Source organism: Methylobacterium sp. M6A4_1b, assembly GCF_053345175.1.
On record NZ_JBKEZQ010000014.1, the window covers coordinates 61,602 to 77,172 of the forward strand.

Sequence of the window (15,571 nt, forward strand, 5' to 3'; positions counted from 1 at the left end):
ATTAAGTCGATCGCAAGGGATGGGTGGTCTTGTGCACGGGTCTCCAAAAACGGAGGCGCACCGATCAGAATGGATCGAACACCATGTCCTCAGGCATCACCCTTACCGCCGCGACCCGCCAGAACCTGCTCTCGCTGCAGGGCACGGCCGACCTCCTCACCCAGACCCAGAACCGCCTCTCCACCGGCAAGAAGGTCAACTCGGCCCTCGACGACCCGACGAGCTTCTTCACCTCGCAGTCCCTGACCGGCCGCTCGGGCGATCTCGGCTCGCTCCTGAACGGCATCTCGAACGGCGTCCAGACCATCCAGGCCGCCAACCAGGGCATCACCTCGATCCAGAAGCTGGTCGATTCGGCCAAGTCCACCGCGAATCAGGCGCTGGCCGACAAGAGCGCAGTTTCCAGCGGTACGGCTGCTTCTGCTGCTACCGTGAGCGGCACCAAGTCTTTTGCTGGTCTTGCTGGTAGTGCGACTGGTACCCAGGATTTTTCGTCGCTTGCAAAAGATGGCTCTATCGACGTTTCGATCGATGGGGGTAAAACCTCGACAACGATCCGGCTTGACTCTTCTACGCTGAAGAGCACGACCGGAGATCTGACTAAGGTTACTGCCGATCAAGTTGTAAGCGCGATCAACAGCCAAATTTCGAACAGTGGTGCACTTAAGGGGAAGCTTGCGGCTTCCGTTGCATCGGACGGTCGGATTGCTTTCTCTACCACTGGATCTGGTTCGACACAGTCGCTTTCAGTTGCTGGATCGAAAAACTCGACGCTTGATATTGGCTTTGGAGCGGCCCAGGGAACTTTGACTAGCGCCAAGAACACTGCAACTTCTGCCATCGCCACTGCTCTTGATTTCACCGCAGCAGCATCGCAATCGAAGCTGACAGTTAGCGATGGTTTTAGCAGCTACAACATCACGCTGGATAAAGATACCGTATACAACGACTCCGGTGACAAGCTGGGAGCAACAGGCTCTACGCACGATGCGAATGATATTGCTTCGGCAATTCAGCTACAGCTTAAAGCGGCTGGCTCTTCTTTGACTGTGACCGCGACATCCGCAACTGGTTCCCTTGTTTTTACCTCTCAGGAAAAGGGTTCGGATGGTGCTGTGTCAGTCACTGGAGCAGCCGTAGACTCTGGAAAGACTGCTGTTAACGTTGGTTACGGTGCTGGTACATATACAACGGGTACCTTCGTAGCTGGTACTGCCGGCACTGCTGCGACTGGCCTTTCTGCTTCGGGTGCCGATGCTACTGATGGTTCAGCAAAGGCTGTTGCGAACGGTACTGTTGCTGTTGCAGATGCGGGCATTAGCATCACCGCTGATGCCTCTTTCACGATCAAGCTCGGCGATGGCCCTGCGAAGAAAATCGACCTCTCTGCAACAAAGATCGGCGCTGCTACCGCATCAGCGACAAAGCGTTCGGAGATTTTGGACGCGATTAACAAGCAGATTAACGCAGATACCGGCCTTGCCGGTAACGTAGTAGCCAGCTTCGGTGCCGACAATAAGCTTGTTATCAGCTCAACGGCGGCAAACGCAAAACAGACGATCACGGTGCAGGCCGCACAGGGTGCAACTGGCGGTGATGATATCGGTTTTGGCACTCAGGCGAACTCTGCGAAAGCCGTAACTGCTACTGGCAAGGATAGCACGGGCTCGACCAATTCGACCCGTACCACCCTGTCGAAGCAGTTCAACGAGATCCTGAACCAAATCACCCAGCAGGCCAAGGATTCGAGCTACAACGGCATCAATCTGCTCTACCGCAGCGGCGATGATCCGAGCGAGAACTCCCTGAAGGTGACCTTCAACGAGACGGGCACGTCCAGCCTGAGCATCTCGGGCGCCAAGCTCGACTCCGATGGTCTCGGTCTGACGTCCGTGACCGGCGGCTTCCAGACCGACGACGAGATCAACAAGACGCTGACCGCCATCACCCAGGCCACCAGCCAACTTCGCGCCCAGGCTTCGACCTTCGGTTCGAACCTGTCGATCGTGCAGAACCGTCAGGACTTCTCGAAGAACCTGATCAACATCCTCGACACCGGTGCGGCCAACCTGACGAACGCGGACCTCAACGAGGAAGCCGCCAACTCGCAGGCCCTGTCGACCCGCCAGTCGATCGGCATCTCCGCCCTCTCGCTCGCCAACACGGCGCAGCAGGGCATCCTGCAGCTCCTCCGCTAGGAACGAGCCCGCCGCCGGCCCTCGGGCCGGCGGTCCTTCTTGTTTTCACAGACCGCAAAAGAGAAGGCCGGGGCTCAGCGTCCCGGCCTTCTCTTCGTTTCGTATCGGCTCTGCGGTTCAGGCGGTGCGGTCGAGGGGGCGGGCGGCGGGCTTGGCGCGGGCCTCGGCGGCCTCCGCATAGGCACGGGCCTTGAGCACCACCGGGTCGGGCAATTGGACGACGACGTCCCCCGAATTCGGGTCGACCTCCTGGTAGACCACCGCCTTGGTGTCCTGGTCGATCCGGATGCGGGGCTCCATCGCGGCCTGCGCCGGCTTGGCGTTCTCCTCCGGGGCCGGCGCGCGGGCGATCCCGGACCGGGGATCGGAGCCCTGGTCCTGACCGCGGATCTCGACCCGCACCGCCGGTGCGAGGGGGGCCGAGGCCTGCACGGGCTGGATGGGAAGACTCGGCGCCGGCGTCGCGCCGGTGACGCGGGTCGGTGGCGTGACGGCTATGCTGGTGATGGACATGGCACGCTCCTGATCGCGGCTCTCGCATTCCGCCACCAGACAAGACGCGCGGCGTGAATGCGATCTTAAGGAAGCGGTCCGGCCGGACCCTTCTTGGCGCGCATGATCAAGCGGATGCCAAGGCGGTGCATCGAATTTTAACGACCCCTCAGATTTCGACGGCGGCCGCGCGCCCCATTCCATGCGGATCGAAGGCGACGCTCTTGACGATGGCGAAGACCGGTCGGCCGGGCGTGAGGCCGAGCTCGTGGACGGAGGCGCGCGTCAGGCGCGCGGAGAGAACGGCTCCGCCGCAATCCACCTCCACCAGCACCGTCCCCCCCGCCTGGACGTGCAGGGCGCGCACCTGGCCGCTCAGGCGGTTGCGGGCGCTCAGGCCGACCGGTTCGTCGAGGGAGATCAGGACGTCGCGCGCGGGGATGTGGACGCGCAGACCGGTTCCCACCGCCTGTGCGAGGCGTGGCACCAGGAGCCGCCCGGCTCGCCCCGAAAGAAGCGTCAGCCCCGCGTTCGGAGCATCGGCCTCCACCACCATGTCGAGGAGCGCGCCGGCCTCGGCCGCGTGGAAGGCACCGAGGTCGCCCCGGCGCAGGATGCCCTCGGCGGCTCCGGCGGCGGCGACGCGCCCCTCCTCCAGCACCACGATGGTGTCGGCGAGCCGCGCCACCTCCGGCACGGCATGGCTGACATACACGATGGGGATCCCGGCCGCGTCGCGCAGGCGCTCGATCAACGGCAGGATCTCGGCCTTGCGCTCGGCATCGAGGGCGGCGAGCGGCTCGTCCATCAGGAGCAGGCGGGGCCGGGAGAGCAGCGCCCGGCCGATCGCCACCCGCTGGCCCTCGCCGCCCGAGAGCCCGGCCGGCTGCCGGTCGAGGAGGTGGCCGATCCCCAGGAGCGCGACCACCGCCTCCGGCTCCAGGCCGGCGGCATCCCGGCGTCCGCGCGCGAACCAGCGCCCGTAGGCGAGGTTCTGCCGGACCGAGAGGTGGGGCATCAGCCGCGCCTCCTGGAACACGGTACCGATGCGGCGGCGATGGGCGGGCACCGCATAGCCGCGGTCGGTGTCGAGCAAGGTCTCACCCTGGAGGATGATCCGGCCCCGGTCGGGCCGGGCCAGCCCGGCGAGGCAGGCGATCACCGTGCTCTTGCCCGAACCCGAGCGTCCGAACAGGGCGGTGAGCCCAGACGGCGCGGCGAAGGCCGCGTCGAGGCGGAAGGCGCCACGCGCCAGGGCGAGATCGACCGTGAGCGTCATCGCTTCAGGCCGCCCCGATCCGGCGTCCGACCCGGCGGGCCAGGAATTCGGAGACCAGCAGGGCCGCCATCGAGATCGCCACCGAGACCAGGGTGAGGCGTAAGGCCCCCGCCTCGCCGCCCGGCACCTGGGTCAGGGTGTATATCGCCGAGGGCAGGGTCTGGGTCTCGCCGGGGATGTTCGACACGAAGGTGATGGTGGCGCCGAATTCGCCCATCGCCTTGGCGAAGGCCAGCACCGCGCCGGCGAGGACGCCGGGCAGGGCGAGGGGCAGCGTCACGGTGAGGAAGACCGCGAGCGGTCCCGCGCCGAGGGTGGCGGCGGCCTGCTCGACCCGGATGTCGACGGCCTCGAAGGAGAGGCGCATCGCCCGCACCATCAGGGGAAACCCCATCACCGCGCAGGCGAGTGCCGCCCCGGTCCAGCGGAACGAGAGCACGATGCCGAGATCGGCCAGGAAGGCCCCGAAAGTGCCGCGCCGGCCGAAGGCGAGGAGCAGGAGGTAGCCGGTCACCACCGGCGGCAGGATGAGCGGAAGATGCACCAGCCCGTCGAGGAGCGCCCGCCCGGGGAAACGCCGGCGCGCCAGGACCCAGGCGACGGCCAGGCCCGGAGCGAGGCTCGCCAGGGTGGCGACCCCGGCCACGCGCAGGCTGAGGGCGATGGCGGACCATTCCTCCGGCGTCAGGCCGAGCCGGTCCGGGATCGGATGGAGCAAGACCGGGCGATCAGGTCCGGTTCTCGGCGCCGATCACCGAGAAGCCCTGACGCTCGAAGCAATTGCGCGCGGCCGGGCTGCGCAGGTAGGCGAGGAGCGCCGCCGCATCCGGGTTGGTCGAATCCTTCGTCAGCGCCACGGGATAGATCACGGGCGGGTGGCTCGTGGCCGGAAAGGTGGCGACCACCTTCACGCTCGGGTCCGAGACCGCATCGGTGGCGTAGACGATGCCGAGCGGCGCCTCGCCGCGGGCCACGAGCAGGAGCGCCGCCCGCACGTTCTCCGCCTGGGCGACCCGGCCCTTCACGCCGTCCCAGGCGCCGAGATTCTCGAGCGCCGCCTTGCCGTACTTGCCCGCCGGCACCGCCTCGACGTTGCCCATGGCGATGCGCCCGTCGCCGAGGAGCCTGGCGAGGTCGAGCCCGGGCTTGAGGTCCACGGCCACGGGCGAATCCTTCGGGGCGATCAGCACGAGGGCGTTGCGCAGGAGGTTCGCGCGCGTGCCCGGCTTGAGGCCGTCCCGGTCCGCCACATAGTCCATCCAGGCGAGATCGGCGGAGACGAACAGGTCGGCCGGCGCGCCGGCCTCGATCTGCTTGGCCAGCGCGCTGGAGGCCGCGTAGGAGATCCTGGCGGTCCTGCCGGTCTCCTTCGTCCAGGCGGCGGCGGCCTCGTCGAGGGCGTTCTTGAGGCTGGCGGCAGCAAACACCAATACGGGCGTCTCGGCCCGCGCCGGGGCGATGCCTCGGGCGAGTCCAAGGCTGCCCACCACGCCCAGGACCACGCCGAGCAACACCCGTCTCGTCCGATTCATCGCCCTGCTCTCACGTTCTTGCCGGAGCGCCCGCCATAGCACGGATGGGCGCCGACCGGTTCAGGTGCCGTACTCGTCCTCGTCGCGGAGCGGACGCTCGGAGCGGTGCAGGCGGCTGAGCAGGACCAGCATCGGCCCCGGCATCGGTCCCGTCAGGGGCTCGGCGTCGGAAAAGACCCCGCGCTCACGCGCGAGGCGCCGGCGGGCCTTGGACTTTTCGGCGAGGACGACCGGCGTTCGACCACCGGTTCTTCTGATTTTCATACGCACAACGCACGCTCCGACATCGAAATGAAGCTGGAGAAGCGACAGCAAACGCGGATGCCGAAATTCGGTTCCGGCCAAGCTTGAGCGCCACGCGGCGGCGGGACGTCGCAGATGCGTGGTGGCGGCAGAACCGCGTGGGTGGTAGAGCCCCGGCCATGCTAGAAGGCCTGCCTCCCCACCGCCCGACCCACGTCCTGCGCCTCCTCACCGACGAGGGCTCGGCCCGCGCGATGACCGACCTGCTGGGCGAGATGTTCGATCCGACGCAGACGGCGGTCGCCGCCTTCGAGGCCGAGGACGGCCGGACCTGGCGCCTGGAAGCCTACTTCGCCGACGCGCCCGACGAGGACATGATCCGCGACCTGATCCGTCCCGTGGTCGGCACGCAGGCGGACGTCGCCACCTTCGAGACCATCGACCAGCAGGATTGGGTGCGCGCCTCCCTGGAGGGCCTGAAGCCGGTGCGGGCCGGCCGCTTCCTCGTCCATGGCAGCCACGACCGCGACACGGTCCGTGCCAACGACCTCGCCATCGAGATCGAGGCGGCGCTCGCCTTCGGCACCGGCCATCACGGCACCACCCTGGGCTGCCTCCGGGCCTTCGCCGGGATCCTCAAGCGCGGGCGCCCGGCCCACGTGCTCGATGTCGGCACCGGCACCGGCATCCTCGCCTTCGCGGCGGCGAAATACCTGCACAGTCCGGTCGTCGCCGGCGACCTCGACCCGGAGGCGGTGACCACCGCCATCGGCAATGCCCGCCTCAACGGCCTCGGACCCGTGCTCAGGCTCTACCAGGGACCCGGCGTGCGCCATCCGCTGGCCGACCGTCCGCGCCGCTTCGACGTGGTCTTCGCCAACATCCTGGCGCGACCCCTGAAGGGGTTGGCGCCGTCCCTGACGGCGGTGGTGGCCGACCACGGCGTGCTGATCCTGTCCGGCCTCATCGAGCGCGACGTGCCCGGCGTGCTCTCCACCTATCGGCATCGCGGCTTCCATCTCGCCCGGCACGGGCTGATCGAGGGCTGGGCGACGCTCGTGCTGAAGCGCGGCGGCGCGGCACCGCGCCCGCGTCGGACGCGGTTGCGGCCCCTCTGAGCCCGGCGTAACCCTGGGCGCCATGACGCGCCTTCGCTTCCAGACCTTCGACGATCCGAGCCACCGGCACGGAGCCGCCCGGATCCGGGCCCTGCGCGAAGCCCTGAAAACAGCAGGCTTCGACGGCTTCGTGGTGCCCCGGGCCGACGAGCACCAGTCCGAGTACGTGCCGCCCCAGGCCGAGCGTCTCGCCTGGCTCACGGGCTTCACCGGCTCGGCCGGCACCGCCGTGATCCTGGCCGAGGCGGCCGCCCTCGTCGTCGACGGACGCTACACGCTCCAGGCACCGGCCCAGGTGGACACCACGATCATCACCCCGGTGCCCCTGGCCGAGACCAGCGTGGCGGCCTGGATCGGCGCCCATATCGGGCCCGGCCAGGTGCTGGCCTACGATCCCTGGCTGCACACCCCCGACAGCGTCGCGCGCCTGGAACGCGCCGTGACCAAGGTCGGCGCCCGGCTGCAGGCGGTGGAGGCGAACCCCGTCGACGCGGTCTGGACCGACCGGCCGGAGGCCCCGGCCGGCCCGGTGGTCGCGCATCCGCCGGCCCTGGCCGGGGAAGCTGCCGAGGCCAAGCTCGCCCGCATCAGGGCGGTCCTCGCCGAGGCGGACGATGCCGCCCTGGTCATCTCCGATCCCCACAACCTCGCCTGGGCGTTCAACCTGCGCGGCAGCGACGTGGCGCACACGCCCCTGGCGCTGGGCTACGCGCTGGTGCCGCGCAGCGGCCGGGCCGCCCTCTACCTGACCTCGCCGAACCCGAGCCCGGAACTGCGCGCCGCCCTGGCGCCCCTGGCCGACCTGCACCCGCGCGCCGCCTTCGCGGAGGGCCTCGCCACCCAGGCGGCGAGCGCGGCGCGCCTGCGCCTCGACGCCGCCACGGCCGCCTTCGCCCTCAAGCAGCGCGTCGAGGCGGCCGGCGGCGTCGCGGATCTCGGCCCCGATCCCATCACCGCCATGAAGGCGGTGAAGAACGCCGCCGAGATCGCCGGCGCCCGCGCCGCCCATTTTCGCGATGGCGTCGCCGTCACGCGCTTCCTCGCCTGGCTCGATGCCCAGGGCGAGAGCTTGACCGAGATCGCCGCCGTGGAGGCCCTGGAAGATTTTCGCGCCGAGGGCGGCCTGCTGCGGGACGTCTCGTTTCCGACGATCTCGGGCAGCGGCGCCAACGGCGCCATCGTCCACTACCGGGTGAGCCGGGAGACCGACCGGCGCATCCGGCCCGGCGAACTGTTCCTGGTGGATTCCGGGGCGCAATACGCCGACGGCACCACCGACATCACCCGCACCGTCGCGATCGGCGAACCCTCGGAGGCGATGCGCGACCACTTCACCCGCGTGCTCCGGGGCCATATCGGCATCGCCCGGGCGGTGTTCCCGAAGGGGACCACGGGGGCGCAGATCGATGCCTTCGCCCGCCTGCCGCTCTGGGAGGCCGGGCTCGATTTCGACCACGGCACCGGCCACGGCGTCGGGGCCTTCCTGTCGGTGCACGAGGGGCCGCAGCGCATCGCCAAGACCGGGACGGTCGCCCTGGAACCCGGCATGATCCTCTCGAACGAACCGGGCTACTACAAGCCCGGCGCCTACGGCATCCGCCTGGAGAACCTCGTGCTCGTCGAGGTCCGCGCGGTGCCGGGCGGCGAACGCCCGATGCTCGGCTTCGAGACGCTGACGCTCGCTCCCTTCGACCGCCGCCTGATCCGTCCGGATCTCCTGAGCCCGGAGGAGATGGCCTGGATCGACGCCTACCATGCCCGCGTGCGGGAGGCCCTGGGGCCGGACCTCGACGCGGCGACGCGGATCTGGCTCCAAGAGGCGACCCGGCCCATGGTCGCGGCGGTCTGATCCGGCGCGCGCGGAGGGCCGGACGGCGCTTGCGACCATCCCGCCCCTTTCGGACGACCGGACAGGTGGGGGACAAGGGACCTCGCGGCCTCGGGATTTCACCCCTGCACCGAACGGATGTAATCTCGATGCCTCCATCGCCGAACAGGACCCGATGATCCGGCTTCTCACCCTGGCGCTCGCGCTGTTCGGCCTCGCTCTCACCCCCGCCGGCGCGCAGGGCTTCAAGGTGCCGGCCGACCTCGTGAAGGCGAGCCTCGTCGGGGAGCCCTCCGCGATCCGGCCCGGCGAACCCTTCACGGTCGCCATCCGCATGGTGATGCGGCCGCATTGGCACGTCTACTGGCGCAATCCCGGCGATTCCGGCCTTGCCCCGGAGGTCGCCTGGACGCTGCCGGCCGGATTTTCCGCGGGGGCGATCCAGTGGCCGAGCCCGAGCCGCATCCCCGTCTCCCACCTGATGAATTTCGGCTACGAGGGCGAGGCCGTCCTCCTCGCGCAGGTGACCCCGCCGGTCACGCTGGCACCGGCCAAGCCGGTGACGCTCCAGGCCAGGCTGACCTACCTCGTCTGCGAGCGCGAATGCGTGCCGGGCTCGGCCGAGCTTCGCCTGACCCTGCCGGTGGCGCAGGGCGGCACCAGCACGGGGGTCGCGCCTGGGTCGATGATGCTGTTCGAGGCCGCCCGCGCGGCCCTGCCCGTGCCCGCGCCCTGGCCGGTGCGCTACGGCGCCGAGAACGGGCGCCTGCAGGTACACCTCGCCACGCCGCCGGGATTCACGGCAGCCTCCCTCGCCTACTTTCCCTATGCCGAGACCGCCATCGAGAACGCCGCGCCCCAGGAGGCGCGCAGCGATGCGGACGGCCTGCACATCGATCTCGCCCGCGGCGACACCACCGAGGCGGCCCCCGCCTCCCTGCCGGGCGTGCTCACCTTCGACGAGGCGACGCCGGACGGACCCGTGCGGCGCGCCTATGCGATCGGGGAGCCCCCGAGCCCGACCGCCGCGTCGACGGCCTCGGCCGCAGGCACTCCGGCGGTCCCGGCACCGGTGCAGGCCCCCGAGGAGAGCCTGACCCTCTGGAGCGCGGCCGGCCTCGCCTTCCTGGGCGGCCTCCTTCTCAATTTGATGCCCTGCGTCTTCCCGGTCCTGTCGATCAAGGTGCTCAGCCTCGTGACGCATTCCGGCGAGCCGGCGGGCCGGGTCCGGCTGCACGGGCTCGCCTACACGGCGGGCGTGCTGGCGTCCTTCCTGGCCCTTGCCGGCCTGCTCATCGCCCTGAAGGGGGCGGGCGCCGGCATCGGCTGGGGTTTCCAGCTGCAATCGCCCCTGGTGGTGGCGGGCCTCGCCTATCTGCTGCTCGCCATGGGGCTCGGCCTGTCGGGCGTCGTACATCTCGGCGCCGGCATCGCGGGCGTCGGCGATCGCCTGACCCGGCGGGCGGGCCTCGAGGGCTCGTTCTTCACCGGCGTGCTCGCCACGGTGGTGGCCACCCCCTGCACCGCACCCTTCATGGGTTCGGCGGTGGGCTTCGCCCTGACGCAGGAGGCCGGCGTGAGTCTCGCCGTCTTCGCGAGCCTCGGCCTCGGTCTCGCCCTGCCCTTCCTCGTGCTGACGATCTGGCCGGCGGCCCTGCGGCGCCTGCCCCGTCCCGGTGCCTGGATGGACACCCTCAAGGGAGCGCTGGCTTTCCCGATCTACGCCACCGTCGCCTGGCTGGTCTGGGTCCTGTCGCAGCAGGTCGGTTCGGCCGGGCTGCTCGCAGCCCTGGTCGGCCTCGTGCTGGTCGGCCTCGCCGCCTGGGCCTGGGAGCGCGGACACGGGGCCGGCCCGGCCGGCACCTGGATCGCGCGCGGCACCGCCGTGGCGGCGCTGGCCGCGCTCGCCGTCCTCACCCTCGGGCTCGACCGGGACCGGACCGGGGCCGACATCGCCCAGGGCGATGCGGGCGCCTTCACCCAGGCACGCCTCGACGGGCTCCTGGCCCAGGGCAGGCCGGTCTTCGTGAACATGACCGCGGCCTGGTGCATCACCTGTCAGGTCAACGAGCGTGCTGCCCTGCGCTCCGAGGCCGTCCAGGCCGGACTGAAGGTGCGCGGCATCACCTATCTTAAGGGCGACTGGACCAACCAGAACCCCGAGATCACCCGCCTGCTGGAACGCCATGGCCGCAGCGGCGTGCCGCTCTACCTGCTCTATGCCGGGTCCGGCGAGCCCGCGATCCTGCCCCAGATCCTCACCCCGGGCCTCGTGCTGGAGGCCCTGCAGGCGGTTCCCCTCGCGGCCACGGACCGCAGCGCCGCCCTGACCACGGAGCCCTAGCCGATGCCCCGCACACGCCGCCGTCTCCTCGCCGCGGGTCTCGCGGCGCTCCTTGCCGCCCCTTCCCTGGCCGTCCCTGCCCTGGCCGCCGGCCCGCAGGTGGGCAAGCCCGCGCCCGCCTTCAGCGCCCAGGATTCCGACGGCCGCACCATCCGGCTCTCGGACTATGCCGGCAAGACCGTCGTCCTGGAATGGACCAACCACGACTGCCCCTTCGTGATGAAGCACTACGGCGCCCACGCCATGCAGACGCTCCAGAAGACATGGACCGGCCGGGGCGTGGTCTGGCTCAGCGTGATCTCCTCGGCACCGGGCGAGCAGGGCGCCGTCGACGGGGCGGAGGCCAACCGGCTGACGAAGACCCGGGACGCCGCGCCCACCGCCGTGCTCCTCGACCCCGCGGGCAGCGTCGGCCGGGCCTACGACGCCAGGACCACGCCGCACATGTTCGTCATCGCCCCGGACGGGACCCTCGCCTACCAGGGCGGCATCGACGACAAGCCCTCGGCCGATCCCGCCGATCTCAGGACGGCCCGTAACCTCGTCGACGCGGCCCTGACCGAACTCGCCGCCGGCCGGCCGGTCTCGGTGCGCTCGGCGAAACCCTATGGCTGCACGGTCAAGTACGCCTCGTAATCCTTGCGCTTGACGGGAATACATCCCTGCCCCAGCACGGCGGGATGAGCACCGATGCCGCGCCGCGCTGGACCGTCTTCCGCAACGGCAATTTCCGCCTCTTCGGATCAGCCCGGTTCCTGACCGGCCTCGCCTTCCAGATGCAGGCGGTCGCGGTGGGGTGGTTCGTCTACGACATCACCCACTCGGCGCTCGCCCTCGGCCTCGTGGGCCTGGCGAGCTTCCTCCCCGCCATGCTCTCGGCCCTGGTCACGGGCCACGTGGCCGATACCTACGATCGGCGCCTCGTCGCGGCCCTGGCCTACGCGACGCTGGCGCTGGCGGATCTCGGCCTGCTCCTCGCCGCTTCCTCCGGCTCGACGACCCTGTGGCCGATCTACGGGCTCGTCGTCGTCATCGGCACCGGCCGCGCCTTCGCCAATCCGGCCCTCCAGGCCCTGCTGCCGACCCTGGTGCCCCGCCCGCTGTTCGGCTCGGCCATCGCCTGGAACGCCTCGCTCTGGCAGAGCGCCTCCATCCTCGGCCCCGCCACCGGCGGCTTCCTCTACGCCCTCGGACCGGCGGTGGTCTTCGGCGCCGCGGCGGCGAGCTTCGCCCTGGCCAGCGCCCTGATCCTGGCGATCCGGTTCCGGCCCGCCCCCGTCACGGAGCGGCCGCCCGTGACCTGGGAAACCCTCTCGGCCGGCCTGACCTACATCCGCACGCATCCGGTGGTGCTCGGGGCCATCAGCCTCGACCTCGTGGCGGTGCTCCTCGGCGGCGCCACCGCGCTGCTGCCGATCTTCGCGGCCGAGGTGCTGCATGTCGGCCCCCTCGGCCTCGGCGTCCTGCGCAGCATGCCGGCGGCCGGGGCGGTGCTCACCGCGATCGCCCTCGCCTATTGGCCGCTGCAGCGCCAGGCCGGGCTGCGCATGCTCCAGGCCGTGGGACTCTTCGGCCTCGCCACGGTCGGCTTCGGCCTCTCGACCTCGCTGCCCCTCTCCATGGCCTGCCTGTTCGTCACGGGGGCGGCCGACATGATCAGCGTCTTCGTGCGCCAGACCTTCGTCCAGGGCGAGACGCCCGATGCCATGCGCGGACGGGTTTCGGCGGTGAATTCGGTCTTCATCGGCGCCTCGAACGAACTCGGCGAATTCGAATCCGGCACCCTGGCCGCCCTGATCGGCGCCGTTCCCGCAGTGGTGGCCGGGGGCCTCGCTACCCTGCTGGTCGCGGCCCTGTGGGGCCGGGTGTTCCCGGCGCTGCGGGCGCGGGACCGGCTCCTGCCCGCGGCGTGAGGGACGGGATTATCCCTCCGACACCCACTCCGTTCATCGACAGGGATAAAACGAATATTTTCAATCGCTTGTTCGAGCAAACGATGGCATTATCCCTGGACGGGCATCTCTCGGTTCGTTCAGGGATAAAGTGATGCTGTTCAGTGACTTGACCGAGGATCAGGCGCGACAGGCGATCGATGTCGAGCAGGTCTTCGCCGCCTATGACGACGCACGGGGCATTCTGGAACGGCGTTTCTCGGGTGCCATGTCGTGGAAGCGGGTCGCGGGTCGCGACTATCTCTACCGGAAACGGGGAGAGACCTGGAAATCCCTCGGACCGCGGAGCCCCGAGACGGAAGCGATCGTCCGCCAGTTTCAAGAGGGACGGACGGAAGTCGCGGAGCGGGTGGCCGCCCTGGCGGCGCGCCTCGACGCGATGGCTCCCGTCAATCGAGCCCTGAAGCTCGGCCGCCTGCCGGTGATCGCAGGCCGCATCTTGCGCGCGCTGCGCAGAGCGAAGCTGATCGGGAGCGGCGTGGAGGTGGTCGGAACCAATGCCCTCTACGCCTACGAACGTTTGGCGGCCGTGCAGGTCGCCGGCGCGCACCTGGCGACCGCGGATGTCGACCTGCTGTTCGACGCGCGCCGCTCGCTCCGGCTCCTAACGCCGGAAGTCTCGGCGATTGGCCTCGCGGGTCTGCTGCGCAAGGTCGACCGATCGTTCGAGATCATGGGCAAGGGCGGGTTCCGTGCCGTCAACCGCGACGGCTACATGGTCGATCTGATCATGCCGACCCTGAAGGATCAGATGACGCGCCCAGCCAGAATCCGCATCGGCTCGGACGCGACGGATCTCGAAGCCGTGGAGATCGAGGGACTGGCCTGGCTGGTGAACAGCCCGAAGGTGCGTGCGACCGTCGTCGATGCGCGTGGTTACCCGCTCACGATGGTCGTCCCGGACCCCCGTGCCTTCGCCCTGCACAAGCTGTGGCTCGCGGGGCGGACGGATCGTGATCCCCTCAAGCAGGGGCGAGACCGAGCGCAAGCCGACCTTCTCGCGACGCTCATCGCCAGCCGCCTGCCCAACCTGCGTTTCGACGATCCGGCGCTGGACGCCCTGCCCCTCGCGCTTCGCGAGCAGGGGTCGTCGCTGGTTCCGCCGGCCCCCGAAGAACCGCCGCGCCTGGAACCGGACTGGTAGCCGGTCGCCCTACTTTCCCGACAGCAGCGGCGACCAGGTCGGGTCCGAGGCGTAGGACGGGGTCGGCACCGGCTGCTCCACCTTGCCGGTGATGTCGACCATGTAGAGCTTGCCGCCGCCCTGGCCGCCCGGGTCGCGGAAGAACAGCACGTACTGGCCGTTCGGCGCGAAGGTCGGGCCCTCGTTGTGGAAGCCCTCCGTGAGCACGCGCTCACCCGAGCCGTCCGGCTTCATCACGCAGATGGCGAAGCCCCCCTTGCGCTGGCGGGTGAAGGCGATGAGGTCGCCGCGCGGCGACCAGGCCGGCTGCGAGGCCGAGCCCTCGCCGAAGGAGAGGCGGGTGGGCGTCCCGCCCGAGGCGCTCATGACGTAGATCTGTTGCGAGCCGCCGCGATCGGATTCGAACACGATCTGGCTGCCGTCCGGCGAGTAGGTCGGCGAGGTGTCGATGGCGTTGCCGTTGGTGATCGGCGTCTGGGCCTTCGAGGCCAGATCCATGACCACAATGTCGGCGTTGCCGCCCTGCTGCACGCTCATCACGAGGCGTCGACCGTCCGGCGAGAAGCGCGGGCTGGTGCTCATCGAATCGGCCTTGCCGAGCGCCTGGCGGCTGCCGGTCTCCAGGTTGATGACCTGGATGCGCGGCTGCTGGCCCGTGGTCTGGGTCATGAAGGCGATGTCCTGGGTCGCCGGGGAGTAGCGCGGCGCCACCACGGCGTTCTCGCCGTTCGTCAGGGCGCGCACGTTGGCGCCGTCCTGGTCCATCACCATCAGGCGCTTGCGACGGTTCTCCTTGGAGCCGGACTCGTCCACGAAGGCGATGCGGCTGTCGAACCAGGGCCCGAGGCCGGTGATCTTGGTGTAGACCGCGTCCGAGATGAGGTGGCCGGTGCGGCGCGCATTGGCCGGATCGGTGCCGTATTGCTGGCCGGTCATCTGCTGGCCCGAGGTCACGTCCCAGAGGCGGAACTCGACCTTGAGCTTGCCGGAGCCGTCGCGGGCGACGCGGCCCGTGATCAGGGCCTGGACCCCGGCCGCCCGCCATTTCTCGAAGGCCGGCACCGAGTCGAAGCCCGGCGCCTCGGGGAACTTCGCCTTCTCCACGGGGGTGAAGTAGCCCGAGCGGCGCAGGTTGTTCGTCACCACGCTGGAGACGAGGAGCCCCAGGCTCGGATCGCCGGAGAAATCCGTGACCGCGATCGGCATCGGCTGGAACGACCCGCCACCGATGCGCAGGTTGAGCTGCGCCGCAGCCGGGGTCAGGCCGAACAGAACGAGAGCCAGGAGCGCGAGGAGCGACGTCAGGCCCCGGGAAACCGGGCTCGAAAGAAGACTGCGATGCATGATCGATTCCGTGGTCGTGGGAATGCGAGGATCGTGGGTGGGACCGGAAGGTGCACGCGGATGGGACGGCCCCGCCTCGGGCAGGGGGGAAGCCTCG

13 protein-coding genes are annotated in these 15,571 nt (G+C 69.7%); 7 read left to right on the forward strand and 6 right to left on the reverse strand.

Annotation, left to right across the window (positions count from 1 at the left end):
- The first annotated feature begins 83 nt into the window (after positions 1–83).
- Complete coding sequence (locus ACLBWX_RS14970; RefSeq protein WP_447677816.1) at positions 84–2,198, forward strand: flagellin N-terminal helical domain-containing protein; 2,115 nt, start codon at positions 84–86, stop codon at positions 2,196–2,198.
- A 117-nt stretch (positions 2,199–2,315) separates the two neighbouring features.
- On the opposite strand, the gene ACLBWX_RS14975 is transcribed toward ACLBWX_RS14970, so the two are convergent.
- The 5 genes from ACLBWX_RS14975 to ACLBWX_RS14995 form a co-directional block, all read right to left on the reverse strand.
- Entirely contained in the window at positions 2,316–2,711 is a 396-nt protein-coding gene (locus tag ACLBWX_RS14975) for a flagellar protein FlaG (RefSeq protein WP_447677817.1), read from the reverse strand.
- Between the two features lie 148 nt (positions 2,712–2,859).
- The gene (gene modC / locus ACLBWX_RS14980; RefSeq protein WP_447677818.1) at positions 2,860–3,969 is read right to left on the reverse strand and encodes a molybdenum ABC transporter ATP-binding protein; all 1,110 of its coding nucleotides are present in this window, start codon (positions 3,967–3,969) and stop codon (positions 2,860–2,862) included.
- A gap of 4 nt (positions 3,970–3,973) precedes the next feature.
- Positions 3,974–4,687, reverse strand: coding sequence for a molybdate ABC transporter permease subunit (gene modB, locus ACLBWX_RS14985; RefSeq protein WP_447677819.1), 714 nt, complete (start codon positions 4,685–4,687; stop codon positions 3,974–3,976).
- 10 nt (positions 4,688–4,697) lie between these two features.
- Positions 4,698–5,501, reverse strand: coding sequence for a molybdate ABC transporter substrate-binding protein (gene modA, locus ACLBWX_RS14990; protein WP_447677820.1), 804 nt, complete (start codon positions 5,499–5,501; stop codon positions 4,698–4,700).
- A 60-nt stretch (positions 5,502–5,561) separates the two neighbouring features.
- Positions 5,562–5,765 (reverse strand): hypothetical protein, encoded by a 204-nt coding sequence (locus ACLBWX_RS14995; RefSeq protein ID WP_447677821.1) that lies wholly within the window; start codon positions 5,763–5,765, stop codon positions 5,562–5,564.
- A gap of 158 nt (positions 5,766–5,923) precedes the next feature.
- Here ACLBWX_RS14995 and ACLBWX_RS15000 point away from each other — a divergent pair, with 158 nt between their 5' ends.
- From ACLBWX_RS15000 to ACLBWX_RS15025, 6 genes are all read left to right on the forward strand, one after another.
- A complete protein-coding gene (locus ACLBWX_RS15000) occupies positions 5,924–6,862 on the forward strand; it encodes a 50S ribosomal protein L11 methyltransferase (RefSeq protein ID WP_447677822.1) in 939 nt (312 codons plus the stop codon).
- Positions 6,863–6,884: 22 nt separating this feature from the next.
- Entirely contained in the window at positions 6,885–8,711 is a 1,827-nt protein-coding gene (locus tag ACLBWX_RS15005) for an aminopeptidase P family protein (RefSeq protein ID WP_447677823.1), read from the forward strand.
- Between the two features lie 154 nt (positions 8,712–8,865).
- Positions 8,866–11,034, forward strand: coding sequence for a protein-disulfide reductase DsbD family protein (locus ACLBWX_RS15010; protein ID WP_447677824.1), 2,169 nt, complete (start codon positions 8,866–8,868; stop codon positions 11,032–11,034).
- A 3-nt stretch (positions 11,035–11,037) separates the two neighbouring features.
- Positions 11,038–11,670, forward strand: a complete 633-nt coding sequence (locus ACLBWX_RS15015) for a redoxin domain-containing protein (protein ID WP_447677825.1) — start codon at positions 11,038–11,040, stop codon at positions 11,668–11,670.
- 44 nt (positions 11,671–11,714) lie between these two features.
- Complete coding sequence (locus ACLBWX_RS15020; RefSeq protein ID WP_447677826.1) at positions 11,715–12,947, forward strand: MFS transporter; 1,233 nt, start codon at positions 11,715–11,717, stop codon at positions 12,945–12,947.
- A gap of 133 nt (positions 12,948–13,080) precedes the next feature.
- Entirely contained in the window at positions 13,081–14,130 is a 1,050-nt protein-coding gene (locus ACLBWX_RS15025; protein WP_447677827.1) for a GSU2403 family nucleotidyltransferase fold protein, read from the forward strand.
- A gap of 9 nt (positions 14,131–14,139) precedes the next feature.
- Here the strand turns inward: ACLBWX_RS15025 and tolB are convergent, their stop codons facing one another.
- Positions 14,140–15,474 carry a Tol-Pal system beta propeller repeat protein TolB gene (gene tolB, locus ACLBWX_RS15030; protein WP_447677828.1) on the reverse strand — a complete coding sequence of 445 codons (1,335 nt, stop codon included), beginning with the start codon at positions 15,472–15,474 and terminating at the stop codon, positions 14,140–14,142.
- Positions 15,475–15,571 lie beyond the last annotated feature (97 nt).